The sequence below is a fragment of the Mesorhizobium sp. BR115XR7A genome, assembly GCF_020165315.1.
In the GTDB taxonomy this organism is placed as follows: domain Bacteria; phylum Pseudomonadota; class Alphaproteobacteria; order Rhizobiales; family Rhizobiaceae; genus Mesorhizobium; species Mesorhizobium australicum.
The window spans coordinates 88,441-109,545 of record NZ_JAIUHW010000005.1 but is presented as its reverse complement, the minus strand read 5'-3'; the positions used below and the strand labels follow the sequence as shown (position 1 = coordinate 109,545).

Annotated in this window: 23 protein-coding genes and 1 riboswitch; of the genes, 11 read left to right on the top strand and 12 right to left on the bottom strand. The window is 63.7% G+C overall.

What is annotated here, in order from left to right; all coding sequences use genetic code 11:
- Window positions 1-110: 110 nt before the first annotated feature.
- From LB557_RS12265 to rpmB, 3 genes are all read right to left on the bottom strand, one after another.
- Window positions 111-791, bottom strand: a complete 681-nt coding sequence (locus tag LB557_RS12265; protein ID WP_141906890.1) for a spermidine synthase — start codon at window positions 789-791, stop codon at window positions 111-113.
- Window positions 792-793: 2 nt separating this feature from the next.
- Entirely contained in the window at window positions 794-1,477 is a 684-nt protein-coding gene (locus LB557_RS12260; protein ID WP_141906891.1) for a queuosine precursor transporter, read from the bottom strand.
- A 158-nt stretch (window positions 1,478-1,635) separates the two neighbouring features.
- Complete coding sequence (rpmB, locus tag LB557_RS12255; RefSeq protein WP_010911765.1) at window positions 1,636-1,932, bottom strand: 50S ribosomal protein L28; 297 nt, start codon at window positions 1,930-1,932, stop codon at window positions 1,636-1,638.
- A 257-nt stretch (window positions 1,933-2,189) separates the two neighbouring features.
- Between rpmB and LB557_RS12250 the strand changes: the two genes are divergently transcribed.
- The 3 genes from LB557_RS12250 to LB557_RS12240 are packed head-to-tail and all read left to right on the top strand — an operon-like array spanning window position 2,190 to window position 4,625.
- Window positions 2,190-2,978 (top strand): DUF3108 domain-containing protein, encoded by a 789-nt coding sequence (locus tag LB557_RS12250; RefSeq protein ID WP_015315511.1) that lies wholly within the window; start codon window positions 2,190-2,192, stop codon window positions 2,976-2,978.
- 43 nt (window positions 2,979-3,021) lie between these two features.
- Entirely contained in the window at window positions 3,022-3,954 is a 933-nt protein-coding gene (locus tag LB557_RS12245) for a DMT family transporter (protein ID WP_140823981.1), read from the top strand.
- On the top strand, window positions 3,951-4,625 hold the full coding sequence (locus LB557_RS12240) for a lysoplasmalogenase family protein (protein ID WP_224644068.1): 675 nt from the start codon (window positions 3,951-3,953) through the stop codon (window positions 4,623-4,625). The genes LB557_RS12245 and LB557_RS12240 overlap by 4 nt, the downstream gene beginning before the upstream one ends.
- Here LB557_RS12240 and LB557_RS12235 read toward each other — a convergent pair.
- Together LB557_RS12235 and gloB are read right to left on the bottom strand one after the other, a co-directional pair.
- Window positions 4,622-5,050 carry a cupin domain-containing protein gene (locus LB557_RS12235; RefSeq protein ID WP_140720213.1) on the bottom strand — a complete coding sequence of 143 codons (429 nt, stop codon included), beginning with the start codon at window positions 5,048-5,050 and terminating at the stop codon, window positions 4,622-4,624. The genes LB557_RS12240 and LB557_RS12235 overlap by 4 nt on opposite strands.
- A gap of 16 nt (window positions 5,051-5,066) precedes the next feature.
- Complete coding sequence (gene gloB / locus LB557_RS12230) at window positions 5,067-5,834, bottom strand: hydroxyacylglutathione hydrolase (RefSeq protein WP_140720215.1); 768 nt, start codon at window positions 5,832-5,834, stop codon at window positions 5,067-5,069.
- Between the two features lie 189 nt (window positions 5,835-6,023).
- Between gloB and LB557_RS12225 the strand changes: the two genes are divergently transcribed.
- Together LB557_RS12225 and LB557_RS12220 are read left to right on the top strand one after the other, a co-directional pair.
- A complete protein-coding gene (locus tag LB557_RS12225) occupies window positions 6,024-6,809 on the top strand; it encodes a class I SAM-dependent methyltransferase (RefSeq protein ID WP_015315516.1) in 786 nt (261 codons plus the stop codon).
- 137 nt (window positions 6,810-6,946) lie between these two features.
- The gene (locus LB557_RS12220; RefSeq protein WP_224642114.1) at window positions 6,947-8,770 is read left to right on the top strand and encodes an ABC transporter ATP-binding protein/permease; all 1,824 of its coding nucleotides are present in this window, start codon (window positions 6,947-6,949) and stop codon (window positions 8,768-8,770) included.
- A 123-nt stretch (window positions 8,771-8,893) separates the two neighbouring features.
- On the opposite strand, the gene LB557_RS12215 is transcribed toward LB557_RS12220, so the two are convergent.
- From LB557_RS12215 to metX, 3 genes are all read right to left on the bottom strand, one after another.
- Complete coding sequence (locus tag LB557_RS12215) at window positions 8,894-9,829, bottom strand: glycosyltransferase family 2 protein (protein WP_140616813.1); 936 nt, start codon at window positions 9,827-9,829, stop codon at window positions 8,894-8,896.
- A 283-nt stretch (window positions 9,830-10,112) separates the two neighbouring features.
- Complete coding sequence (gene metW, locus LB557_RS12210; RefSeq protein ID WP_015315519.1) at window positions 10,113-10,727, bottom strand: methionine biosynthesis protein MetW; 615 nt, start codon at window positions 10,725-10,727, stop codon at window positions 10,113-10,115.
- A 121-nt stretch (window positions 10,728-10,848) separates the two neighbouring features.
- Complete coding sequence (metX, locus tag LB557_RS12205; protein WP_015315520.1) at window positions 10,849-12,018, bottom strand: homoserine O-acetyltransferase MetX; 1,170 nt, start codon at window positions 12,016-12,018, stop codon at window positions 10,849-10,851.
- Window positions 12,019-12,135: 117 nt separating this feature from the next.
- A riboswitch (SAM riboswitch) is annotated at window positions 12,136-12,213 on the bottom strand.
- A 138-nt stretch (window positions 12,214-12,351) separates the two neighbouring features.
- Between metX and hisC the strand changes: the two genes are divergently transcribed.
- Both hisC and LB557_RS12195 read left to right on the top strand, forming a co-directional pair.
- Complete coding sequence (hisC, locus tag LB557_RS12200) at window positions 12,352-13,461, top strand: histidinol-phosphate transaminase (RefSeq protein ID WP_140874964.1); 1,110 nt, start codon at window positions 12,352-12,354, stop codon at window positions 13,459-13,461.
- Between the two features lie 23 nt (window positions 13,462-13,484).
- The gene (locus LB557_RS12195) at window positions 13,485-14,420 is read left to right on the top strand and encodes a prephenate/arogenate dehydrogenase family protein (RefSeq protein WP_181171296.1); all 936 of its coding nucleotides are present in this window, start codon (window positions 13,485-13,487) and stop codon (window positions 14,418-14,420) included.
- Here the strand turns inward: LB557_RS12195 and LB557_RS12190 are convergent.
- Window positions 14,417-15,349: a sugar kinase gene (locus LB557_RS12190; RefSeq protein WP_224642113.1), complete on the bottom strand. Its 933-nt coding sequence runs from the start codon at window positions 15,347-15,349 to the stop codon at window positions 14,417-14,419. The genes LB557_RS12195 and LB557_RS12190 overlap by 4 nt on opposite strands.
- 3 nt (window positions 15,350-15,352) lie before the next feature.
- A complete protein-coding gene (locus LB557_RS12185; protein ID WP_140662853.1) occupies window positions 15,353-16,351 on the bottom strand; it encodes a DUF2125 domain-containing protein in 999 nt (332 codons plus the stop codon).
- 135 nt (window positions 16,352-16,486) lie between these two features.
- Here LB557_RS12185 and LB557_RS12180 point away from each other — a divergent pair, with 135 nt between their 5' ends.
- Together LB557_RS12180 and LB557_RS12175 are read left to right on the top strand one after the other, a co-directional pair.
- The gene (locus tag LB557_RS12180; protein ID WP_015315525.1) at window positions 16,487-17,008 is read left to right on the top strand and encodes a gamma-glutamylcyclotransferase; all 522 of its coding nucleotides are present in this window, start codon (window positions 16,487-16,489) and stop codon (window positions 17,006-17,008) included.
- 123 nt (window positions 17,009-17,131) lie between these two features.
- Window positions 17,132-18,079 carry an aldo/keto reductase gene (locus LB557_RS12175; RefSeq protein WP_140662851.1) on the top strand — a complete coding sequence of 316 codons (948 nt, stop codon included), beginning with the start codon at window positions 17,132-17,134 and terminating at the stop codon, window positions 18,077-18,079.
- A 66-nt stretch (window positions 18,080-18,145) separates the two neighbouring features.
- Here the strand turns inward: LB557_RS12175 and LB557_RS12170 are convergent, their stop codons facing one another.
- Both LB557_RS12170 and LB557_RS12165 read right to left on the bottom strand, forming a co-directional pair.
- A complete protein-coding gene (locus LB557_RS12170; protein WP_015315527.1) occupies window positions 18,146-18,934 on the bottom strand; it encodes a lysophospholipid acyltransferase family protein in 789 nt (262 codons plus the stop codon).
- A gap of 77 nt (window positions 18,935-19,011) precedes the next feature.
- Entirely contained in the window at window positions 19,012-19,917 is a 906-nt protein-coding gene (locus LB557_RS12165; RefSeq protein WP_224642112.1) for a LysR family transcriptional regulator, read from the bottom strand.
- Window positions 19,918-20,020: 103 nt separating this feature from the next.
- Between LB557_RS12165 and LB557_RS12160 the strand changes: the two genes are divergently transcribed.
- Entirely contained in the window at window positions 20,021-20,572 is a 552-nt protein-coding gene (locus LB557_RS12160) for a carboxymuconolactone decarboxylase family protein (RefSeq protein ID WP_224642111.1), read from the top strand.
- A gap of 60 nt (window positions 20,573-20,632) precedes the next feature.
- A complete protein-coding gene (locus LB557_RS12155; RefSeq protein ID WP_224642110.1) occupies window positions 20,633-21,103 on the top strand; it encodes a DUF1348 family protein in 471 nt (156 codons plus the stop codon).
- Window positions 21,104-21,105 lie beyond the last annotated feature (2 nt).

Genomic DNA, 21,105 nt, shown 5'->3' with positions numbered 1-21,105 from the left:
CGATGTTTTTATGCGTCGGCCATTTCCGAGAATCCTGCCCTGACAAGCCAAGGGTTGCGCGGGGCTCCAGAAGTCCAGATAGATCCAAACACTGCTGCTGACGGCTCTGGTCAGGACCGCGAGCTGTTGGTGGCGATCCAGATGACATGGCGCGCACCGCGTTTGCCGTTGGCGCGCGTGTTGACTTCCTCGACAGCGAAATCTGCCTGTTTCAACCGCCGCGTGAAGCCGGCATCCGGCCCTTGCGACCATACGGCCAGGACTCCACCCGGTCTTAGGGCGGTGCGTGCGGCGGCGAGGCCAGCCACGCTGTAGAGCGCGTCATTGCCCTTGTGGACGATGCCTTCGGGGCCATTGTCGACGTCGAGCAGGATCGCGTCCCAGGCAATGGGTGCGGACCGTACGAGCTGACCGACATCGGTTTCGTGGATGGTGACGCGGGGATCATCGAGCGAGCCGGCAAAAATCTCGGCCATCGGGCCGCGCGCCCAGGCGACGACAGCCGGCACCAGCTCCGCGACGACGATCTCGGCATTGTCGCCCAATTCGGCGAGGGCAGCGCGCAGCGTAAAACCCATGCCGAGCCCGCCGATCAGGATTCTCGGCCGACGATGACCCGCAATCCGCTGGCAGGACAGTGTTGCCAGCGCTTCCTCGGAGCCGCTCAGCCGGCTGTTCATCAGCTCGTTGGTACCAAGCATGATCGAGAATTCAGAACCGCGCTGTTTCAGCCGCAGTTCCTGCCGGCCATCAGGCGTTTTCGCGGAGTCCAGCTGGATCCAGGGAATCACGGCTAGGCCGCGGCAACGGCCGGCTGGCTCCAGCGGGCGGCGAGCAGCCGGTAAGGGATCAGAGCCACGACAGCGATGATCAGTTTCACGCTGAGGTCGCCGAGCGCCCAGGACACCCAGCGCATGGCGTCGACATGAAACACGCCCATCAATGGGGCGCTCTCCAGCGCAAAACCGTCGCTTGGGCCGACGAAGGCAAAGGCGGCTGAAAAGGCGACGCCGAAGAACACGAGGGTGTCGAACACCGATCCGACCAGCGTGCCGACGATCGGCGCCCGCCACCAGCTCTGCCGGCGCAAACGGTTGAACGCGGTCACATCGAGCAATTGCGCGGACAGGAACGCCGCTCCGGAAGCCGCCGCGATGCGCACCAGCCGGTCGGCTGATGTCTCGAATTCGATCAGGCCATGGCGGAACAGGAAGGGCGGGACGAGGATCGAGCAGACCACCGCCGTCATGAAGCCGACAAAGACGATCCGGCGCGCCACGGCAGGCCCGTAACGGCGGTTGGCGAGGTCCGTGACCAGGAAAGAGAAGGGATAGGTGAAAGCGCCCCAAGTCAAAACATCGGCGAGCGACAGGCCACCGATGTGGCCTTGCATGGGAAACTGCACGAGGACGTTCGATGCCACGACGACAAGCGCCATGGCAGCCACGAAAGGCAGGTACCGCGAAAAAGAAGACATTTTTTTATCCTGGGTAATGGAACCAGCGGAGCATCATGCCGAGGCAGCGCTCGCTTCGGTACTTGAGCATCGGAGTGTCGAACCTTGCGGATCTATCCGATGCTCAGCGGCCAGCAAGGAGGTTGGCCAGGCGGTCGTCCCCCGCCTTTATCTGGATGTTACGCAGCAACCTGCTCGGCAAGCTTCTTGGCGATCTGCTTCTTCAAGAGACGCGCGCGCTGCGACAGTTCCTTGACGTCGGCCTTGGCCAGGAAGGCGTCGAGGCCGCCGCGATGTTCGACCGAACGCAGCGCGTTGGCCGAGATGCGCAGGCGTACATTCTGGTTCAGCGCTTCCGAAATGAGCGTCACATTGACGAGGTTCGGCAGGAAGCGACGCTTGGTCTTGTTGTTGGCGTGGCTCACATTGTTGCCGGTCTGGACTGCCTTGGCAGTGAGTTCGCAGGTGCGGGACATGGTTCTAACCTTCAGTTCTCTCGGGGCCTGCCAAACCTTTGTACCCGCGCCGGGTGGCGCGCGGTTCTGGTCAGGCGGCCTTATGGAAAAGTTGGCGTTCCATAGTTGCATTTCACCGGGTCGTCAAGCTCCGGCTTCCGCAGGGAAGCGCCCGGCTTTTCATATTAAGGCCGGATTTCACCGTATAAGCGGTCTCATAGGGACACGCCAGACCGGAGTCGCCCGCCTCCGGCCGAAACCAAGGATCCGATCCCGCCATGCCTCGTTCGTCTCACGCGCTTGTTGCCGCGCTTGTCATTGCCTTGCCGACCGCTGCGTCCGCTGCCTCGCCGCAGTCGTTCAAGGGCGAATACACGGTGTCGTTCCTTGGTCTCTCGATCGCCAGATCGACCTTTTCCAGCCATTATGAGAACGGTGCCTACGCGATCGAAGGCAGTGTCTCGGCGGCGGGTCTGGCCAAGCTGTTCGACGACACGCGGGGCACGATCTCGTCAAAAGGCACGATTTCGGGCCAGAAAATGGTGCCGCAGGCGTTTCGGGCCGACTACACTTCCGGCAAGAAGGCGTCTTCGATCGACATTCGCTTTAGCAATGGCAACGTGACCTCGACGCGGGTGATCCCCGCTCCGGGCAAGCGCGATCCCAAGGCCTGGGTGCCGCTCGGCGCCGGCGACCTGGCATCGGTGCTCGATCCGATGGCGGCGACCGTCATCCATGCCGACAGCCTCGACCAGGTCTGTGGCCGCAAGGTCAAGTTCTACGATGGTGAGATGCGCGCCGACCTGACGCTGACCTACGCCTCGAAAGGAACGATCTCGGTGCCGGGCTACAAGGGCGACACCGTCACCTGCCAGATGGGTTTCGAGCCGGTGGCGGGTTATCGCAAGGGCCGCAAGGCGCTCAATTATCTCAAGAACAAAAGCCGCATGATGGTGACGTTTGCACCGCTCGGCCAAACCGGCGTATATGCGCCGATCCACGCCACGGTCGGAACGCAGATCGGCACCTTGACCATCAGCGCCAGACGGTTCGAAGCGGTACAATAAGGCACGCCACCGGGGACAGAACGGGCGCGCCACTGGAGACAAAATGGGGCGCGCAACACTGATCGGCTTTTCGGCGGTCGCCATGTGGGCATTGCTGGCGTTGCTGACGGATGCGTCCGGCAAGGTGCCGCCATTCCTGTTGTCGGCCATCACCTTCTCGATCGGCACAGGCGTAGGGTTTGTCGCGCGACTGTTCATGCCGGCCACCGACAGGAGCCAAAAGATCCCTCCTCAGGTCTGGGTGATCGGCATTGCCGGCCTCTTCGGCTACCACTTCTTCTACTTCACCGCGCTGCGCAACGCGCCGGCGGTCGAGGCGAGCCTGATTGCCTATCTCTGGCCGTTGCTGATCGTGCTGGGCTCGGCGCTGATGCCGGGCGAGAAGCTGGCCTGGAACCATGTCGTCGGCGCGCTGCTCGGCCTTGCCGGCACCGTGCTGATCGTCACCAAGGGCGGCGGCCTGGCTTTCGATGCGCGCTACGCCTTCGGTTACGCCATGGCCGCCGTCTGCGCCCTGCTATGGTCGTCCTATTCCTTGCTGTCTCGACGTTTCCCGTCGGTGCCGACCAGCATCGTCACCTGGTTCTGCGCGGCAACCGCCGTGCTGTCGCTCGTCTGCCACCTGGCGCTGGAACAAACGGTTCTGCCTGACGGCGCCGGCCAGTGGCTGGCCGTGCTCGGGCTCGGCCTGATGCCGGTGGGCGCGGCCTTCTATGCCTGGGACATCGGTGTCAAGCGCGGCAACATCCAGGTGCTGGGTGCCGCGAGCTACGCGGCGCCGCTGCTGTCGACGCTGGTGCTGATCGCGGCCGGCGTCGCCGAACCGTCGCTGCGCATTCTGGCCGCCTGTGTGCTCATCACCGGCGGCGCGGCGCTAGCGGCAAAATCGCTGTTCCTGCGCAAGCCGGCCACGGAGAGCGGAGTCAGGGCATCCGAAGACGGAGCCAGGGCATCCGAAGGCGAAGCCAGGGCATGACGATGCCGTTTGCTGGGGGCATCGACGCCAACGCCAATGCGACGCTGATCTTTTCGCTGGTGGCGGCGGTGATCTATGCCTTCACGCTTGGCATGCCGCCGACGCTGGCCCGCTCGGCGGCAAAGACAATTGCCGTTGCGATGCTCGCCGTACTCGCCGCAATACAAAGCGGGCCGCTGCTGCTGGTCGCCGCCCTTGCGCTGAGCGCCATTGGCGATGCCTTCTTGTCGCGCGACGGCGAAAAAGCCTTTCTGGGTGGACTGGCCAGTTTTCTCGTCGCCCACATCGTCTATGTCGCGTTGTTGCTGCGCAGCGGTGCCGGATTGGAGTTGCTTGGCGCCGAGCCCTGGCGCAGCGCGATCGCGCTGGCCATGGCGGTGTTCGCGATCGTCATGCTGGCGGCGCTTTGGCCCCGCGTTGGTCCCGGCTTGCATATACCGATTGCCGTCTATGTCGTGGCGATCCTGGCGATGGGCATGTCGGCGCTAACGACAAGCAACGTCTGGGTGATCGGTGGCGCCGTGCTGTTCATGGCATCGGACGGGCTGCTCGCCATGGAGAAATTCTTAGTGTCGGCCGTCTCGCCGCATCGCGCCTGGATGCGTTTCACCGTGTGGGTTCTGTACTATGCCGCCCAACTGGCGATCACGCTGGGATTCCTGCTGGGCTAAATCGGCTTCGGCTGCCAGCCCGGCTCGGCCAGTTCGAAGGCGGCGAAATCAAAACCCGGCGCCACCGTGCAGCCGACCAGCGTCCATTCGCCCAGTGTGCGCGCCGATTGCCACCAGCCCGCCGGCACGGCGATCTGCGGCCGTTCACCCGCCGCGAGCTCGATGCCGAGCACCTGCTCGATAATGGCGCCGCTTTCTTCCCACATCGACAGCGCCAGAGGCGCGCCGGCATAAAAGTGCCAAAGCTCGGCGGCGTCCCTGACCCGATGCCAGGCCGAAACCTGATGCTGTTCCAGCAGGAAATAGATGGCGGTCGAATGGCCGCGCGCACCGCCGGCTTCGTCGCGAAAGGTTTCCGCGTACCAGCCGCCTTCCGGATGCGGGTTCAGGGCGAGTGTTGCTATGATTTCCGCGGAACTGGTCATCGGCAGAAAGCTGGCATCAGAAATTGTCCTTGCGCTTGCGGATCTCGGCGAAGACCTCGGCATCCCCAGCCTTTTCCATGCCAAGATGCTTGCGGATTGCCGGATCGTGCCAGCGCAGGAAGGGATTGGTCGACAGTTCCTCGCCGATCGTCGTCGGCAGCGTCGGCTTGTTGTCGACCCGCAGCGCCTCGATCCGCGCAGCGCGCTCCTTCAACGCCGAATTGGTGGGGTCGACGCTCAGTGCAAAACGGGCATTGGCGAGCGTGTATTCGTGGCCGCAATAGATTGTCGTCTCGGCGGGAAGAGCCGCGAGCTTCTTCAGCGATTCGTACATCACCGGCGGCTTGCATTCGAACAGCCGCCCACAACCCAGCGCAAACAGCGTATCCGCGGTGAACGCCACTTTCGATAACGGCAGATGGTAGGAGACATGGCCAGCGGTATGCCCGGGCGTGGCGATCACTTCGATGCGCTCATGGCCGAGATGCAGGACGGAGCCTTCTTCGACGGTTTCATCGATGCCGGGGATCTTGGCCTTTTCCGCCTCCGGGCCGACGATGCGCAGCTTGAAGCGCTCCTTGAGCGCCAGATTGGCCTCGACGTGATCCATATGATGATGCGTCGTCAGGATCATCGTCGGCGTCCAGCCGGTGCGCTTGATCGCGGCCAGGATCGGCGCTTCCTCGGGCGCGTCGATAATCGCGGTCTGGCCGCTTTCGGGGTCATGCACCAGCACGCCGAAATTGTCGGTGCGGCACATGAACTGTTCGATTTCGACCGGCATCGCATTTCTCCATTTGCCGCCGCAGACATAGGGCGCCGCTGCGTGAATGTCATCCCGGATGAGAAAGCGAATGTCATCCCGGATGACAAGCAAAGCGAATGTTATCGTGGGATGTCAAATTGACATCCGCCGTGCCGGCCGCTTTGGCCTTTTGTTGAATCCGGCTGACATCACGGCTACATCCCTGACATGCATTCCGACATCGTCGACCTTCGTTCCTTCTATTCGACAACGCTCGGCCGGTTCGCCGAGCGCTCGATCACCATGGCGCTGTCGTCGATATGGGCCGCGGTGCCCAATGAGCGGCTGGTCGGCCTGGGCTATACCTTGCCCTGGCTGGAACGCTTCGGCACCGACGCCGAGCGGGTCTTCGCCTTCATGCCGGCGACCCAGGGCGCCGTGGTCTGGCCGGCGGCCGGGCCAACGGCGACGGCCCTGGTGTTCGACGAGGAACTGCCACTGGTCGATTCCTGCATCGACCGCATGCTGCTCGTCCATTCGCTCGAACACGTCGAAAACCCGCGTGAAACGCTGAACGAGATCTGGCGGGTGCTGTCGCCGGCCGGGCGCGTCGTCATCGTCGTGCCAAACCGGCGCGGTGTCTGGGCGCGCTTCGAACATACGCCGTTCGGCAATGGGCGGCCCTTCTCACGCGGGCAGCTCACCGAATTGCTGCGTGAGGCGAATTTCACGCCCGCCGCCTGGTCGGATGCGCTGTTCTTCCCGCCATCGCGGCGGCGTTTCATGATGCGCTTCCACAATGTGCTGGAGCGCGCCGGCCGGAGGCTGTGGCCGATCTTTTCCGGCGTCATTGTCGTCGAAGCGCAGAAACGGCTCTATCAAGGCGTGCCGGTGGCCCAGCGTGCGTCCCGCCGCGTCTTCGTGCCGGTGCTGTCGCCGCATGGCGCGACACGGCTCGGCCGGCGGGCCGAGGCAAGGGGTGTGGCATCGCCCCGGCAAGTGACACCTTCGTGATCGCGATGGAAACTTGCATCGCGCCGCGTCTTTCCGACCTATCTGTCGTGCTGGGCTTGCGGAGTGGTTGAGGGGCTGCCGCCGTCGGCTCCCTTCATCCGGTTTCAGCTTCGCTACTGAACGCAAGGACCTCGGCCATGGCTGATCAATTGGACAATCAGGCCACCATTCAGCCGGTCGCCGTCGCCAGCAGCCTGCGCGATCAGGTGGCGACGATCAAGCGGGCGCTGATCGGATCGCCGGTTCGCAAGTGGTTGCTGTGGACGTCGCTCGGCATCATGGGCGTCATTATCGCGACGTCGATCGGCCAGGTCTTGCTCAACCGCTGGAACCAGCCCTTCTACAATGCCCTCGCGCGCCGCGACATGGCGGCCTTCCTGCATCAGCTGATGGTCTTTGCCATGATCGCCGGCGGACTGCTGGTGCTCAATATCGGCCAGACCTGGCTCAACCAGATGATCCGGCTGAAGTTGCGCGAGGCGCTGACGCTGGACCTGATCGACCAATGGATGCGGCCGGCGCGCGCCTTCCGGCTGGCCAATGCCGGCGCCATCGGCGTCAATCCCGACCAGCGCATGCAACAGGATGCCGCGCATCTCTCGGACCTGTCGACCGATCTTGGTGTCGGCCTGCTGCAGTCGTTCATCCTGCTCGTGTCCTTTGTCGGTGTGCTGTGGGAACTGTCTTCGGGCTTCGTCTTCCACGTCAACGGCTGGTCGCTGGCGATACCGGGCTACATGGTTTGGGCCGCATTCCTCTATGCCGGTACCGCCTCGTGGCTGAGCTGGCTGGTCGGGCGGCCGCTCATCAGCCTCAACAGCGACCGCTATACGCGCGAAGCGGAGCTGCGCTCCTCGATGGTGCGCGTCAACGAGAATGTCGATGCCATCGCGCTGTACCGTGGGGAGGATGACGCCAAGCGACGGCTGCAACTCGACCTCGGCACGGTGCTGGGCGCCATGCGGCGCATCTACACCGCCCAGATCAATCTGTCCTGGGTAACCGATACTTATGGCTGGATCACGGTCGTGGCGCCGATCCTGGTCGCCTCGCCGGTCTATTTCTCGGGGGATATCAGCTTTGGCGGGCTGATGATGGCGGTCGGGGCCTTCAACCAGGTCCACTCCTCCCTGCGTTGGTTCATCAACAACATCGGCAGCATTGCCGACTGGCGCGCCACGCTGATGCGTGTCGCCGACTTCCGCATCGCGCTCGATGAAACCGATGTGCTGCACGACAAGGAGAAGCGCATCGAATTCGCCGACAACGCCAATGGCAACCTGACGTTCGAGAAGCTTCAGGTGGCATCGCCGGACGGATGCACCAAGCTCGCCGACCAGCATGTCGAAATCCATGCCGGCGAGCGCGTCATGATCACCGGTGAACCGGGCGCCGGCAAGACGCTGTTCTTCCGCGCCATTGCCGGGCTGTGGCCGTGGGGCAGCGGGCGGATCGGCCTGCCGGCGGGGGAAACCATCATCTTCGTGCCGCGTGTGCCCTATTTGCCAGCCGGCACGCTGCGCGAGGTCCTCAATCACCCGAACGGGCATGCGCCGGCGAACGACGCCGACATTTCAGCGGTGCTTGCCGAGGTCGGTCTTGGACGGCTGTCGTCGTCGCTCGACCGCGTCGGACGCTGGGACCATGAGTTGGGCGATGACGAACAGCGATTGCTTGGCGTGGCCAGGCTCGCCTTGCGACAGCCAAAATGGGTGATCATCGACGAAGCCATGGATGCGTTCGACGGACCCTCGCTGCGGCGCGTGCTGTCGCTGCTGGAGAAGCGCCTGCCCGGCGCCGCGATCATCAACATCGGGCGCGGCCAGCACAACAATCAGTTCTTCCCGCGTTCCCTGACGATCGTTAAGGATTCCGACGCGCCCGCGCTGAAACCTGCCCACGTCAGGGCGGGTGCCATCGAGCCGCCGCCAGCCGCGGCAAGCCTCCACCACAGGAAGTAGCAGTTTTTCCCCCGTTGCGGCCCGTTGCCTGGCCGCCAAGGCCCTGGCGGTCGGCATCTCGCTGCCGGACGAGAAGGAATGCGCCCTGCAACGCTCCGTGCTCGATCGCTGAGCTGTCGCCGGTCAGGCCGGTGGAATTCCAAACTTGCCACGAACTTCGTCGTAGAGGTCGCGCCGCCAGCGGCGGCCGTGGAGATAACCGTTGATCAGTTCCGGCAATGAATAACCAAGCGCATCAGACGAGCGGTTGGCCATGTATCCTGCAAATGCCTGTGGTATTCGCCCCCGGAGAATATCGGCGATGATCTGCCGCGTGATCATAAAGGGAGGGACATGGGGGTAGGAGCGAGCGATGTGCGGATGCTTACTCATCAGGATCGCGTAGGCTTCGACATAGCCGTCCCTGCGGCCTGAAATCGAATTCTGCGAATTGTGCTTCGTCCAGTCGATATCTTCCGATAATTGCGCGCCGAAGCGCTGTGCGAAGCGCAGCAGAAGCTCGCGGTCCTGCATCCGGGGAATGTCGCTGTCATAGCCGCCGATGGCCAGCAAAGCCTCGCGTCTGGCTGTTATAGCCGATCCGGCTATGAAGGCCGTCTGCGCGACCACCGCCCGCTCCAGCATTGGCGGGTTCAGGAAAGCGCCGCGGTTAACGCAGGCGGTGCCGCGGCCACCCTTCACCGAGACATATGAGGAGAGCAGGACTTCGAGCGCTGGATTGTCGTCGAACCATGCCAGCGTCCGTTCGAGCCGGTGCGGCAGGAAGAGATCGTCCGAATCAAGAAAAGTCACCACGGGCGCCCGGGCTAGCTCGATGCCGGCATTCCTGGCGGCATTGGCGCCGCGCCACTTCGCGCCGACATAGATCAGCCGGGGGTCATGGATGCGGGCGAGCGCCGCCTCGGTCCCGTCCGTCGAACCATCGTCGACGACGATATGTTCAAATCGCGGCATGCTCTGGGAAAGCACGCTTTCGACGGCGCGGAGCACCGTTTCGCGCCGGTTGTGAGTCGGCGTGATCACCGTGACGAGGGGCGCCTGTTCGGTCTTCCCGATCATATCACGTCGGTCGCCTCCAGCGCGTAAACACCCTTCGCGCCAGGTCCTTTGATCATCGGGATGGCTAAATGGATCGGACTTCCCCCTGGATGGGCCTCATCGGATTCGGTGCGACGCTACAAAAAACAACCTGCCATGTCACCCCGTCGTGCCGTCGTTCGACCGACCAGGCATGATGAATTCCAGCTCATGGCGCTTCAACTGCAACACTTTCGCACCTGCTGAAAGGCGCGCGGCCACCCTCAAGGATTGGCAGTCGCGCCTGCGGGCGTCGCGCATTTCATTATCGCTTCAGCAGGAACACTGCTTGTTGGCCAAAGAAATTCCAGAACCACCATGGCATCGACAGGCCGATCTTCTGGCCGTTGGCGTCGAGCGCGGTCGCCTTCTCCACTGTCGCGCCAAGCTCTTCGCACAAATTGACGAAGTCTCGGATCGTGCAGAAGTGGATGTTGGGCGTGTCGTACCAGGAATAGGGCAGGTCGCTGGTCACAGGCATGCGGCCCTTGACGAACAGCGACAGGCGCACCCGCCAGTGACCGAAATTGGGGAAAGACACGATTGCCCGGTTGCCGATCCTGAGCAGCTCGTCGAGCACCAGCTTCGGGTTGCGGGTGGCCTGCAGGGTCTGCGACAGGACAACGAAGTCAAAGCCCTTGTCGGGATAGAATTCGAGATCGGTGTCGGCGTCGCCCTGGATGACACTGAGACCGCGCGCCACGCATTCGTTGACGCCACGCTGCGACAGCTCGAGTCCGCGACCGTCGACCTGCTTGGTGTCCTGCAGCAATTCGAGCAATGAGCCGTCGCCCGAGCCGACGTCGAGCACACGCGATTGCGGCGGGATGAGGTTGGCGACGACCTCGAGGTCGACGCGTTGGCTGCCGTTGACGCTCATGGCTTCGCCTCGTGGACGGCGCATGGCCTTGGTCCGAAACGTCTGCAACTTTTCGGGGTCATGGCTTCGCCGTCCTGTTTGGCGCATGACCTTGATCCGAAACGTCTGCAACTTTTCGGGGTCATGCGCTGAGCCCCCTGGCGCGCGCGGCCGAGCCGATGAAGCCGTTGATGGCGGCAAACAGTTCCGGCTCGTCGAGCAGGAAGGCGTCGTGGCCGCGATCGGTCTCGATCTCGACGAAGGATACCGAGGCGCCAGCGGCGTTGAGTGCGTGGACGATGGAGCGGCTCTCTTCGGTCGGGAACAGCCAGTCCGATGTGAAGGACACCAGGCAAAAGCGGGTTTTCGTGCCGGCGAAGGCGTCGGCCAGCCGGCCGCCATGGTCGGCGGCGAGGTCGAAATAATCCATCGACCGCGTCATGTAGAGATAGGAGTTGGCATCGAAGCGGTCGACGAAGGTCATGCCCTGGTGGCGCAGATAGCTCTCGATCTGGAAGTCGGCATCGAAGCCGAAGGTCAGCGCTTCGCGGTCCTGCAAATTGCGGCCGAATTTGCGGTGCAGGGCGGCTTCCGACAGATAGGTGATGTGGGCGGCCATGCGCGCCACCGCCAGCCCTTTCTCCGGGCGCTTGCCGTGTTCGAAATATTTGCCGCCATGCCAGTCCGGATCGGCCATCACAGCCTGCCGCCCGACTTCGTGGAAGGCGATGTTCTGTGACGAATGGCGCGCCCCGGTGGCGATCGGCAGCGCCGAGAACACGCGCTCGGGATAGCTCGACGCCCATTCCAGAACCTGCATGCCGCCCATCGAGCCGCCGAGCACGCAGAACAGTTTCTCGATGCCGAAATGGTCGATCAGCATCTGCTGCGCGCGCACCATGTCGCGGATGGTGATGACCGGCAGGTCGAGGCCATAGGGTTTACCGGTGGCCGGGTTGGTCGAGGCCGGGCCGGTGGAACCCAGGCAGCCGCCGATGACATTGGAGCAGATGACGAAGAAACGGCTGGTATCGATGATCCTGCCCGGTCCGATCAGCACTTCCCACCAACCGGGCTTGCCGGTTACCGGATTGGTGCTGGCGACATGCTGGTCGCCCGTCAGCGCGTGGCAGACGAGGATGGCATTGGAGCGGGCATCGTTCAGCGTGCCATAGGTCTGGTAGGCGATCTGGAACGGCGACAGCAGCGTGCCGGCGTCGAGCTTGAGCGGCTTGTCGGGTCCGAAACGTAACACCGGGCTCGACGGTTGGTCGGCCTCGTTGTTGGTCTTTCCTGCACGCAGAGCGGCCATCACGTCTCTCTTGCTGCACCGTGCGCTCGTGGAAATCGCTGCCGATCTCCGCCGCCGATGCGTCCGTCCGGCCGGTCGCGGACAACAAAAAACCGGCATTGCCTTCGCAAAGCCGGTTACGTCACGCAAACGGCCCTTTAGCGAATTGTTTAACGTGGCTGCAAGCCGACCGGCCAAATCACCACGGAACTGTCAATCGTCTTTCTAGAACCCGCCTGCCTCGCCGTCAATGGCGGCGGCTGGCACCACTGCCACCTCTCGACATTGCGTGCCATGGCTTGTATTTCCGCAGCGGCCTCCGGATGGAGGCGTTTTCGACGGATTTTGCAAGATATGAACCAGACACCGGATCAGGCACGTCCAACTCCGCGCGCGGGCATCATGGACATAGAGGCCTATGTGCCCGGCAAAAGCTCGGCGGCCGCCGGTGTGGCCAAGGTCTACAAGCTGTCGTCGAACGAGAATCCGCTTGGGCCTTCGCCGAAGGCGATCGAGGCCGCGCGCGAGGTCGCCGGCAAACTCGACATCTATCCCGACGGCAGCGCCAAGCGGTTGCGCGAGGCTATCGCCGAGGTGCATGGCCTCAACGCGCAAAACATCATCTGCTCCAACGGGTCGGACGAGATCCTCGGCCTGTTGGCGCAGACCTATCTCGCGCCCGGCGACGAGGCTATGTTCACCGAACACGCCTTCATGGTCTACAAGATCTACATCCAGTCGGCAGGTGCCACCCCGGTCGTGGTCAAGGAGACCGACGAGCGCGCCGACATCGACGCGATGCTGGCGGCCGTCACGCCGCGCACGAAAATCGTGTTCCTGGCCAATCCCAACAACCCGACCGGCACCTATGTGCCGTTCCAGGAGGTGCGCCGCCTTCATGCCGGACTGCCGGGAAACGTGCTCCTGGTGCTCGACGCGGCCTACGCCGAATATGTCCGCCGCAACGACTACGAAGCCGGCATCGAGCTGGCCGGCAGCGCCGAGAACGTGGTGATGACCCGCACCTTCTCCAAGATCGGGCTCGGCGGCGCGCGCATCGGCTGGATGTATGGTCCCCTGCATATCGTCGACGCCATCAATCGTGTGCGCGGCCCCTTCAACGTCAATGCGACAGCGATCGAGGCCGGCATCGCCGCGATCCGCGACCGTGCCCATGTCGAGCGTAGCGTGGCGCATAACGAGACCTGGCTTACCTGGCTGAGCGGCGAAATGACCAGACTTGGGCTGCGCGTGACGCCGAGCGTCGGCAATTTCCTGCTCATTCATTTTCCCGACGATCAGAAGCATTCCGCGGCGGCGGCTGACGATTATCTGAGCGCGCGCGGCTATATTCTGCGGCGCGTTTCAGGTTACGGCTTTCCCAACGCGCTTCGCATGACCGTCGGCACTGAAGAGGCCAATCGCGGCGTTGTCGCCGCGCTCACGACATTCCTGAAAAGCTAGAACGTCTAAAGAGCTGGAACACCATGGCATCACCGATGTTCGAAAAGATCGCGCTGGTCGGCATCGGCCTGATCGGCTCGTCGCTGGCCCGTGTCATCCGACGCGAGGGTTTGGCTCGCCATGTCGCCATCTCGACGCGCAGTGCGGCAACGCTCAAGCGAGCCGAGGAACTGGGCCTTGGCGATTCCTACACCACCGATGCCGGGGACGCGGTGCGCGATGCCGATCTGGTCATTGTCTCCGTGCCGGTCGGCTCATCCGGCGCTGTAGCGGAGGAAATCGCGCCGGCGCTGAAAAAGGGGGCGATCCTCACCGATGTCGGCTCGACAAAGGCCTCGGTCATCGCGCAGATGCAGCCGCATGTGCCTGAAGGCGTCCATTTCATTCCTGGCCATCCGCTGGCGGGCACCGAAAAATCCGGCCCGGATGCCGGGTTTGCCGACCTGTTCGACAACCGCTGGTGCATCTTCACGCCGGTGCCGCGCACCGATCCGGAAGCGCTGGAACGGCTGTCGGAATTCTGGCGCCGCTGCGGCGCCAACATCGACACTATGGACCCGCAGCATCACGACATGACGCTGGCCATCGTCTCGCATCTGCCGCACATCATCGCCTACAACATCGTCGGCACCGCCGACGATCTGGAATCGGTGACCAAGACGGAAGTGATCAAATATTCCGCCTCCGGTTTTCGCGATTTCACGCGTCTGGCTGCCTCCGATCCGACCATGTGGCGGGACGTGTGCCTGCACAACAAGGATGCCATCCTGGAAATGTTGGCGCGGTTCTCGGAAGACCTGGCGTTCCTGCAGCGCGCCATCCGCTGGGGCGACGGCGACAAGCTCTTCGACCTGTTCACCCGCACCCGCGCCGTGCGCCGCTCGATCATCGAGGCGGGCCAGGATATCGACGCGCCCGATTTTGGCCGCCAGGCGGTCGAGCATCCGGCAAAGAGCTAGGTGATTTCAACCGGCCAGGCCGTTGCCATCATGGCGAGCGTCTCCGCTCGATCCGGCGCGCCCAGCCGGCCGCCGAAGCGCAGGCACTTGAGCGCGGCGGCCGCGCTGGCAAAGCGCAGTGCGTGCTCGACCGCCATGGCTTCCGCCAGCCCGACGGCAAAGGCGCCATGAAAGACATCGCCGGCGGCCAGCGTGTCGACCGCCTTGACCCTCGGTGCCTCGACATGGCGGGACGATCCGGCGCTTCGGTCGAACCACCAGGTACCCGCCGCGCCGCCGGTGACCGCGACGAACGCATCGGTGCGGGACGCCAAATCGATGCAGGCGGTCTCCAGATCCAGCGCGTGGCCGCATATAATGCGGACCGCCGGCTCCGAGGCGACGATGTGCGAGGCCAGCGGCAATAATCGTTCCAGCACCGCCAGGGGCGCGGTATCGGCATCGAGTATGGCTGGGCGGCCGGCGGCCCGCGCCGTCTTAAGGGCAAGCGCCGCGGCGCCCGGCCAGCGCACGTCGGCCAGTACGGTGTCGAATGCCGTTATGTCGGTGAACGGCAAAACCTCGGGATCGGCCTGCGCGCGCGCGTCGTAGAAAGGCACGATGATCCGCTCGCCATGCGCATCGACCAGGATCGAGGCCAGTGCCGAGCGGGCGCCGCTGACGCGGCGTACATGGCTGCAATCGACGCCCTCGGCCTCTATCCCGGCAATCAGCAGATCGCCGACCGGATCGTCGCCGGCGCTAGCCCATAGCGACACCTCGGCACCCAGGCGATGCGCGGCGCAGGCCGCGCTCGTGGCCATGCCCGAGGCGATCTGGATGCCGTCCGAGGCGATGAATTTTCCCTGATGCGTGGGCAGTGATTCGACACGAAGAATGGTGTCAAGCGTCAGTGCGCCGACGCTCAGCAGCTTTGCCGGCCCCGCCATCCGTTAGTTGACCGGTTTGATCTTGCCCAGCGGAATGAAGCCGAGGGAAGCCTTGCCCTTGACCACTTTCAGCGGCATGGACGGTTCGCTGCCAAGCAGCGCCAGGGCGCCAAAACCCTGCTCGATCGCATTCTTCTGCTCGGGTATGGCGCCGGCAAGAATAGATGCCACCGCCTTGGGATCCTTGATCCTGATCATCAGGTCGGCGTCGACGAGACCCTCGGCATCGACTGACAGCGGCCCGGAAACGGTGACGCGCGCCGTGCCGGACGACAGATCGAGGTTGCGGATTTCGATCCGCTGGCCGCGCAGGCTTTTCACCTGCGTGCCGATCAGCGCCACGCCGTTCTTCAGTGTCACGTCGCCGCTGGCATCGAGCGCCGGCAACACCCGCCCGCCGATCGCGTCGGCATCGATCTCGAGATCGCCAAAGCTGCCGACATAATCGAGATCGCCGTTGTTGGGCTGCAATTGGCCTGACGCCTTGCCGGCACTGAACAGTTCCACCGGATCGGTGTCGTCGGCCGGGTCCGTCTGGCCCGACAGGCCCTCGGCCTGCAGCGCTACACGCCGGGGCAGCGGGTACCACAATTTGACGTTGGCCTGCAGATTGTCCCAGTCGATCCAGAGCGGCATCATGCCGGGGACGGAGGTCCGGAGTGGACCGCGTAGATTGGCAACAGGCGACAAGGGCTGGACGATCTGGGCGACGGCGTTGAAGGAGCCGGCCGAGGCAGCAATGCTCTTGGCGTCGTCCTCGTAGGCGAGGTTGTCGCAAGAGACGGCAAAGCTCAGTGGATAGCCACCGACCTGGAGGTTGGCGCAACCGGCCTCGATGCCGCTCTTGTTGAGCGTGGCAACCGCCTTGTCGGCCTCGGACCGGACCCTGTTGGCCAGATAGAACCAGCCGGCGCTGTAAATGGCGAACAGCACGAGGATGAACGCGGCAAGCCACCACAGACGGCGACGGTTACCCGGTTGGCGTTCGTCACTTGACGTCATGCTTTGGCTCTCATTAACGCATGGATGGTGTGGACGGATTCTCAGGTTCCGAACACTAGGTAGACAGAGACGGATTGAAAAAACACCGGTTACCGGTGCGGTGCTGCCATTCTTTTTGCAATCAGGCGCGGTGATATGGGCGATTTTTGGGTGTTCGGCTACGGTTCGCTGATCTGGCGACCGGGTTTCGCTCATGTCGAGACACGACGCGCCCGCCTGCATGGCTATCGCCGCTCGCTCTGCGTCTATTCCTTCGTGCATCGCGGCACGCGCCAGCGGCCCGGACTGGTGCTTGGCCTCGACCATGGCGGCTCCTGCGTCGGCCTTGCGTACCGCGTCCCTGGCGAATTGCGCGACGAGGTCATTGCCTATCTGCGCGAGCGCGAACTCGTCACCAGCGTCTATCTCGAGCGGACGCTCAAGGTTCGCCTCGACGGCGGTGGCACGGTGGAAGCCGTGGCCTACGTCGTCGACCGCAAGCATGAGCAATATGCGGGCGCGCTGGACGCGGCGGAGGCGGCGGCCGTGGTGCGCGGCGCGGTCGGCCGATCCGGTGACAACGAGGATTATGTGCTGAGCACGCTGAAGCATCTGGAAGCGCTCGAGATTCGCGACCACTGGCTGGAGGATGTGGCGCACCGGATAGCGACTTTGTGAAGCGCTGGCTCCGCGGAAAAGGGTGGCCAGGCCTTTGACCTCGATGCGGCAAGACCTAGGTTAGGCTCCGAACCCAGCCAGCGGGCGGCATCCGCCCGGTCCCAATCACCACGGAGATCCGTCTTGCAGAAACGCCGTCTCGGTCGCACCGACCTTTCCATCGCGCCGCTGGTTCTGGGTGGCAATGTCTTCGGCTGGACCGCCGACGAGAAGACTTCTTTCGATCTGCTCGATCGCTTTGTCGGAGCCGGCCTCAATGCCATCGACACGGCCGACGCCTATTCGCGCTGGGTTCCCGGCAACAAGGGCGGTGAATCGGAAACCATCATCGGCAAATGGATGAAGGATCGTGGCAATCGCGACAAGGTCGTGGTGGTCACCAAGGTCGGCTCAGACATGGGGCAGGGCCACAAGGACCTGTCGGCCGCCTATATCGAAAAGGCTGTCGATGCATCGCTGAAGCGGCTGCAGACCGAATTCATCGACCTTTACCTGTCGCACTGGCCGGATCCGACCACGCCCTATGAGGAAACCCTCGGCGCCTATGAGAAACTGCTCGCCAAGGGCAAGATCCGCTATGCCGGCTGTTCCAACCTCGACGCCGGCCAGTTGCGCGCGGCACTTGACGTGGCAAGCCTGCGCGGCCTGCCGCGCTACGAGGTGCTGCAGCCGGAATACAATCTCTATGACCGCTCCTCCTTCGATGGCCCGCTGCGCGATCTCTGCGTGGCGGAGGATATCGGCGTCATCACCTATTTCAGCTTGGCCAAGGGCTTTCTCAGCGGCAAGTACCGCAGCGAGGCCGATCTCGGCCAAAGCGAGCGCGGCGGCGGGGTGAAAGACTACCTCAATGCGCGTGGCATGCGCATCCTGGCGGCGCTGGACGCGGTGTCGGCCAGGCATTCGGCCAAACAGGCGGAAGTGGCGCTTGCTTGGGTTATCGCGCGGCCCGGCGTCACCGCGCCGATCGCCAGTGCGACCAAGCCTGAGCAGATGGACAGCCTGATCCGCGCGGCGTCGCTGAAGCTGTCCGCGGACGATATGGCCGAACTCGACAAGGCCAGCGCCTGAGGCTGCGACGCTGGTGCTGACCACGGTGCTGGCGGTGTACGGCTGACGGCCCGTGGTCAGGAGGCTTCAGGCCTTCGCGCCGAGCTCCCGAAGCCGTTTCACCGCCGTTGGCGGCAGGGCCGGCGGGTTGGATGCGCGAGATGCCTCGAGGAGAAGCTGGTCGCAGGCAGCTTCGGTCTCACCGATCAGCCGCGCCATGAACTCGTCCTTGCCTAGGCCAGGCGGTATAGGCGGCAGGAAGCGCGCCTTGACGGTGCCGGGATAGCGCAGGAACTTGCGGCGCGGCCAATAGAGGCCAGCGACATGGGCGACCGGCACGACCGGAACGCCAAGCTGCGAATAGATTTCGACGATGCCGTATTTATAGGCCGGCTCGTCGCCCGGCGCCCGGCGCGTGCCCTCGGGATAGATGATCAGCTGGCGCGGGTTGCGCGCCATTTCTTCCTTGGTCGCCGCAACCACCGCCTTCAAGGCCTTGGAACGGCTGCCGCGATGCACCGGGATCATCCGCATCTTCAAGATGTACCAGCCGAAAAAGGGGATCCAGGTCAGCTCGCGCTTGAGGATGTAGAGCGGGTCCTGGAGGAAGGGGAAGAAGGCGATGGCGTCCCAGAAAGACTGATGCTTGGGCGCCAGGATGAAGGAACCCTCGGGCAGGTTTTCCTGCCCGGTGATGTCGTTTTTGGTGCCGGCGATCTTGTCATAGAGCCACATCGAGGTGCGCGACCAGAATTTCGGCACGAACCAGGCGCGGTGGCGGGGCGACAGGAAATAGTACGGGGTCCAGAGGATCATCTGGACGATCAGATTGACGTAGAAGACGAAATTGAACGCCAGCGATCTGACATAGAGCATGGGGGAGGTCCGGTGAGGAAGTGTGCGTTGGTTACACCAAGCGCGGAGAAAAAGGAAACGGTGCGATACTGCCCGTCTTACCAGGTCGCCTGCGCCAGGCGTTCCCTCAGGCGGGGGGCGGCGAAGTCGAGGAAGGCGCGCAGTTTCACTGGCAGCCGGCCCTGGCCCGCATGCACCAGGTTTACCGGCCAAGGCTCGGGTTCGAAATCCCTGAGTACGGGGCGCAGTGTTCCCGAGCGTGCGGCGGCGACGATCTGGTAGGAAAGCACCCGCGTCGCTCCGACACCGGCGATCGCCGCATCAATCGCCGCCTCGGCGGTGTTGACCCGGAGCCTTGATCGGACCGGCACGACAAAATCAGCCTTGTCCACGGTGAAGGTCCAGGTGGCAAGCGAGCCAAGGCCCTCGAAGGTAATGCAGCTGTGCGCCTCGAGATCTCCCGGAGTTTCTGGAATGCCGCGTCCTGCCAGATAGGCAGGGCTTGCGCAGACAACATGACCGATCGAACCGACCCTGATGGCGACCATGCGCGAATCCGGCAGCCTGCCGATACGGACGGCGAGGTCGATATGATCCTCGGCCAACTGGCTTATCCTGTCGCCGAGCGTCAGGCGGATATCCACCAGGGGATAGGCGGCGAGGAAGTCGGTGACGACTGGCAGCACGTGAAGACGGCCGAAGACGATCGGCGCGGTGATGATCAATTCCCCTGTCGGGGCGCTGTATTCGCCGCCGGCGGTGCGTTCGGCGTCGCCGACCTGGTCGAGGATGCGGCGGCAGGCAGCGAGATAGGCATGGCCGGCGTCGGTCAGTGTCAGCCGCCGCGTCGAGCGGTTCAACAGGCGTGTCTTCAGGTACCGCTCCAGTTCGGAGACCTTGCGGCTGACTGTTGCCAACGGAACGTCCGAATGGCGCGCGGCGGCGGAAAGGCTGCCGCCCTCCGCCGCCGCGACGAAAAGGGACATGGCTTCGAGACGATCCATCATTTCTTCCAGAAAATGGAAGGGTTGGTTGCAGATATGGCATCTACATCCGCAACATGGAAGGCTGCATATAACGGGGGCACACCTCAACCAGGAAATCTCTATGCCCCGCATCGCTACGCCTTCGTCCATCGCTGCCGCTCCCGCCGCCGCGCAGCCCATGCTGCAAGTGGTGGAAAAACAGCTTGGTGTCGTGCCGAACCTGTTTCGGATGGTCGCCAACAGTCCGGCGGCGCTGGAAGGCTATCTCGGCATGATGGGCGCGCTGGCCAAGGGCCGGCTTCCGGCGCCGACACGCGAGCGCGTCGCGCTGGCGATCGCCGAGATCAATGGCTGCAACTACTGTCTGTGCGCGCACACCTATCTCGGCAAGACGCTCGCAAGCCTTGACGATGCCGAGATGATGGCCAATCGCCATGGCGGCTCCATGGACCCCAAGGCAGCCGCGGCGGTGCGTTTTGCAGCCCGGGTTGCGCAAAGCCGCGGACATATCGCCCAGGAGGATATCGCCGCTGTCAGGCTCGCGGGCTATGACGACGGAGAGATCATCGAGATTGTCCAGCATGTCGCCCTGAACGTCTGGACCAACTATATCAATGAAGTTGCCCAGACCGAGATCGATTTTCCGGTTGTTTCCGCCCGCAATGCTGCCTGAATCCGGATAGGAGCGGCGGTGCCCGCCGGTCCCCACCCTTCATGCCGCAGAGGAAATCCCATGTCTGAGAGCCGCCCGCCGCTTCCGCCCTTCACCGCCGAGACGTCAGCCCAGAAAGCGCGCATGGCCGAGGATGCCTGGAACTCGCGCGATCCGGCGCGGGTGGCGCTCGCCTATACGGCGGACAGCCGTTGGCGCAACCGCGCCGAGTTCCTGCAAGGCCGCGATGCCATCCAGGCGTTCCTTACGCGCAAATGGAGCCGCGAACTCGACTACCGGCTGATCAAGGAGGTCTGGGCCTTTCACGGCAACCGCATCGCCGTGCGCTTCGCCTATGAATGGCGCGACGACAGCGGCTCATGGTTCCGCAGCTACGGCAACGAGAACTGGGAGTTCGACGAGCACGGGCTGATGCGGCTGCGCATCGCCAGCATCAACGACCTGCCGATCGCCGAGGCCGAGCGCAAATATCACTGGCCGCTCGGCCGGCGGCCGGACGGCCATCCGACGCTGTCGGAGCTCGGTCTTTAGAA

What these genes read in the sequence shown, in the direction of transcription:
- LB557_RS12170 (WP_015315527.1), bottom strand. Translation starts at nt 18,934, where the DNA reads ATGCTCTATGTCAGATCGCTGGCGTTCAATTTCGTCTTCTACGTCAAT.
- LB557_RS12225 (WP_015315516.1), top strand. Translation starts at nt 6,024, where the DNA reads ATGCATTCCGACATCGTCGACCTTCGTTCCTTCTATTCGACAACGCTC.
- LB557_RS12245 (WP_140823981.1), top strand. Translation starts at nt 3,022, where the DNA reads ATGGGGCGCGCAACACTGATCGGCTTTTCGGCGGTCGCCATGTGGGCA.
- LB557_RS12260 (WP_141906891.1), bottom strand. Translation starts at nt 1,477, where the DNA reads ATGTCTTCTTTTTCGCGGTACCTGCCTTTCGTGGCTGCCATGGCGCTT.
- metW (WP_015315519.1), bottom strand. Translation starts at nt 10,727, where the DNA reads ATGAGCGTCAACGGCAGCCAACGCGTCGACCTCGAGGTCGTCGCCAAC.
- LB557_RS12165 (WP_224642112.1), bottom strand. Translation starts at nt 19,917, where the DNA reads ATGGATCGTCTCGAAGCCATGTCCCTTTTCGTCGCGGCGGCGGAGGGC.
- LB557_RS12250 (WP_015315511.1), top strand. Translation starts at nt 2,190, where the DNA reads ATGCCTCGTTCGTCTCACGCGCTTGTTGCCGCGCTTGTCATTGCCTTG.
- LB557_RS12155 (WP_224642110.1), top strand. Translation starts at nt 20,633, where the DNA reads ATGTCTGAGAGCCGCCCGCCGCTTCCGCCCTTCACCGCCGAGACGTCA.
- gloB (WP_140720215.1), bottom strand. Translation starts at nt 5,834, where the DNA reads ATGCCGGTCGAAATCGAACAGTTCATGTGCCGCACCGACAATTTCGGC.
- LB557_RS12240 (WP_224644068.1), top strand. Translation starts at nt 3,951, where the DNA reads ATGACGATGCCGTTTGCTGGGGGCATCGACGCCAACGCCAATGCGACG.
- LB557_RS12195 (WP_181171296.1), top strand. Translation starts at nt 13,485, where the DNA reads ATGGCATCACCGATGTTCGAAAAGATCGCGCTGGTCGGCATCGGCCTG.
- LB557_RS12235 (WP_140720213.1), bottom strand. Translation starts at nt 5,050, where the DNA reads ATGACCAGTTCCGCGGAAATCATAGCAACACTCGCCCTGAACCCGCAT.
- hisC (WP_140874964.1), top strand. Translation starts at nt 12,352, where the DNA reads ATGAACCAGACACCGGATCAGGCACGTCCAACTCCGCGCGCGGGCATC.
- metX (WP_015315520.1), bottom strand. Translation starts at nt 12,018, where the DNA reads ATGGCCGCTCTGCGTGCAGGAAAGACCAACAACGAGGCCGACCAACCG.
- LB557_RS12185 (WP_140662853.1), bottom strand. Translation starts at nt 16,351, where the DNA reads ATGACGTCAAGTGACGAACGCCAACCGGGTAACCGTCGCCGTCTGTGG.
- LB557_RS12180 (WP_015315525.1), top strand. Translation starts at nt 16,487, where the DNA reads ATGGGCGATTTTTGGGTGTTCGGCTACGGTTCGCTGATCTGGCGACCG.
- LB557_RS12160 (WP_224642111.1), top strand. Translation starts at nt 20,021, where the DNA reads ATGCCCCGCATCGCTACGCCTTCGTCCATCGCTGCCGCTCCCGCCGCC.
- LB557_RS12220 (WP_224642114.1), top strand. Translation starts at nt 6,947, where the DNA reads ATGGCTGATCAATTGGACAATCAGGCCACCATTCAGCCGGTCGCCGTC.
- LB557_RS12190 (WP_224642113.1), bottom strand. Translation starts at nt 15,349, where the DNA reads ATGGCGGGGCCGGCAAAGCTGCTGAGCGTCGGCGCACTGACGCTTGAC.
- LB557_RS12215 (WP_140616813.1), bottom strand. Translation starts at nt 9,829, where the DNA reads ATGATCGGGAAGACCGAACAGGCGCCCCTCGTCACGGTGATCACGCCG.
- rpmB (WP_010911765.1), bottom strand. Translation starts at nt 1,932, where the DNA reads ATGTCCCGCACCTGCGAACTCACTGCCAAGGCAGTCCAGACCGGCAAC.